General features: G+C 32.1%; 2 protein-coding genes and 2 pseudogenes. All 4 read left to right on the forward strand.

Annotated elements, in window-relative coordinates:
* Positions 1 to 484 precede the first annotated feature (484 nt).
* Positions 485 to 571: pseudogene (locus HMPREF2961_RS15180) on the forward strand (single-stranded DNA-binding protein); the annotation flags it as partial.
* 553 nt (positions 572 to 1,124) lie between these two features.
* Positions 1,125 to 1,349, forward strand: a pseudogene (locus tag HMPREF2961_RS15900) (type II toxin-antitoxin system RelE/ParE family toxin).
* Between the two features lie 259 nt (positions 1,350 to 1,608).
* The gene (locus HMPREF2961_RS06510) at positions 1,609 to 1,863 is read left to right on the forward strand and encodes an AbrB/MazE/SpoVT family DNA-binding domain-containing protein (RefSeq protein WP_002318299.1); all 255 of its coding nucleotides are present in this window, start codon (positions 1,609 to 1,611) and stop codon (positions 1,861 to 1,863) included.
* Complete coding sequence (locus tag HMPREF2961_RS06515) at positions 1,864 to 2,181, forward strand: type II toxin-antitoxin system RelE/ParE family toxin (protein WP_002318298.1); 318 nt, start codon at positions 1,864 to 1,866, stop codon at positions 2,179 to 2,181. It begins immediately after the preceding gene.
* Positions 2,182 to 2,585 lie beyond the last annotated feature (404 nt).

Consider the following 2,585-nt stretch of genomic DNA (forward strand, 5'->3'; position numbering starts at 1 on the left):
GAGTTATTTACACAAAATTATTGACGCTCCCAAGAGAATATCAGATAAATTTGTACAAGTCATAAAAAAATTAATCTTAAATTTTTAAATATATATATTTGTTAATTATAAACTACTTTATTTAGGTAGTACATAATTAACAGATAAAACTACATGCTTGTAGTTTGTCTAGCTAATGAGTTGCATATGATTTATATAAAGGTGTGCAGCATAACTTAGTTGAAGTTAAGAGAATAGAATAAATATTTTTTGTTTTGCTAATAATTAAACACTACCTAAATATGGTAGTGTTTAATTATATAATATTCATTTTGTTACAAATAATCGTATTATAAAAGCATAACAATTGGGATAACTATTTTTTAGATTGTTTAAGTACTACTTAAATTAGGTAGTACTTAAATTTTGGTTTAAGGTAGTAGGTAATTAAGAAATGATATATATCTTCTTTTATAATAGAAGGGGAGAGGCCTAGTTAAAAGCAGCGACAATTAATAACAATGTATTTAATGCTTCACAAAATCCATTTGGTGGACAATGCATTGTTATTAGCGATGATCTACCGTTCTAAGTAGTTTTTTCTATTGGTTGCATTCGTGACTAATTATGGTATAATTATGAGTAACAAAGAGGTATTTCATTATATCACCAAACCCCATCAGCGTGCAGGCTGATGGGGTTTTTTTTACGTTTCTATATTATAGAATTAACGGGTAGGCTTACTGTCTTTTTTGGCAATTTTGCAATCAAGCCATTTGCAGAGGTAACTGCACACTACATCTGCAAGTGGCTTGATTGCAAAAACAAAATCAAAAAGGTATTTCATTATATCTCCTCCTCCCCTTGCCAGATTAGGCCGGGGTAGCAGACAGCAAAACTATTATAACATAACTGAAATACCAAAATGACATATACAGATATGATAATTTATGTATTGATTTTTCTAACAAAAGCACATATTTTAATATATACTACCTATTTTAGGTAGTATATATTTTTAGATACAATATCGATCAGTTTTGAGGAAATGAAATTCTAGATATTTTTTGCTACATAGAGTTACTTTCAATATTTTTTAACGTAATTAGGCAGAAGTCACTCATCCTCTATAGGTTTGTGATGAAATTGCTATTGATCCATTTAAGTAAGAGCAAAAAACTGGAGGTTTATCAGGTAATTGGTCTAATGGATTTAAGTATGCGGTCACCGTGTATAGAGTTGCTTATGAGATTCAAGAAAATAAAGTTATTCCAGTATTGCTATATGGAACACATAACAATTATTATGAATTAGCCGAGAACACTCGCAACTTTATTCGTGTAGATGAATCGGCTTCGGTTGAGTTATAACTTTAGCTATATCAATCAACCGACCGACACATGTTAAATCTATATACAATAAAAATACCTACTTAAATGGATGTTAACGGAAGTGTATGGTGAGTAGTTCACTCGTATTTTGATATCGTTTGTATATGTTTTCAGCGTTCTAAGTGGCTTATTTTGTCCAATAATAATATGGAGTGGAATCCCTTAAGAAACACCGTTGGCGATTGTTGTTATAACATGTTATAATTTATTCATCAAAAACTAAAAGGAGTGTGATAACATGGGAAAAGAACTAAAGGTTAGAAAGATCGGCAATAGTGTGGGAGTGATCCTTCCAAGCTCTCTTGGATTAAAAAGCGGAGACACTGTCCAAGCCAAACAAGAAGGCAACTTATTCATATTAGATACTACTCAAATAGCAAAAGAACACGATCGCAAATTGATTGAAGAAAGTTTCCAAGACTTTGAGAAAGGTTTAACAGTTTCAGAAATTGAAATGGTAAAAGCTTTCGGAAAATACGGCTGGAGTGAATAGATGAAAGAGTACACGCTAGTTTATTCTAAAAGTTTCCAGACCAGCCTTGAAACGATAATAGAAGAATGGGAAAATGAGCTTGCTCTTTCTCCAGCCAGCATAAAAAGATTTGTAGGTGCGATCCAGAAGGCTTTAGAACTAACCAAAAATTTTCCAACTATACATGAGGAAGTTTCCGAAATCTATGGAATGGATATCCCAACATATCGGATCGTGATCGGCAAAAGCTATGCCTTATTTTATCGGATCGACCATGAAAAAAAAGAGATACTTGTAGGACGTATTTTCCAATCTAAACAAATGAAACTAGGCTTTTAACAATAATTAGGCAAAAGTCGCTCATCCTCTACAGGTGGGTGATCAATGCCGCTCGATATGGTTGTTAACCGTCGGTTACTCGAAGATTGATATATAAGACTTAGTACCTTTTTATTTTGCTCCATGTTATGGCCGAAGGTCTAAAGATACAATCATTAGTCTAGAGAAAAATTAAGAACCGTAGGAACTACGGGGATCGCTTGGTGAATAAGAGACACTGCTATTAGTGAAAAAATAAGATATCAAGTACGCTCTATTCCCAAAAATTTCGTGACTTTACTCATGAGAGGTTCAAGTAGTATATTTTTAATCAAAATTGACGTAACTTTTAATAAATACTACCTAAATAAGGTAGTATTTATTTTTGTGTTTGAGAGTGTAAAATATTTTGTGTAAATAGAAAA

The sequence above is a fragment of the Enterococcus sp. HMSC076E04 genome (assembly GCF_001814285.1).
GTDB lineage: Bacteria > Bacillota > Bacilli > Lactobacillales > Enterococcaceae > Enterococcus_B > Enterococcus_B lactis.

Bases quoted from the DNA above. Each gene is read 5' to 3' on its own strand.
- HMPREF2961_RS06510 (WP_002318299.1), top strand. From the start codon at position 1,609: ATGGGAAAAGAACTAAAGGTTAGAAAGATCGGCAATAGTGTGGGAGTG.
- HMPREF2961_RS06515 (WP_002318298.1), top strand. From the start codon at position 1,864: ATGAAAGAGTACACGCTAGTTTATTCTAAAAGTTTCCAGACCAGCCTT.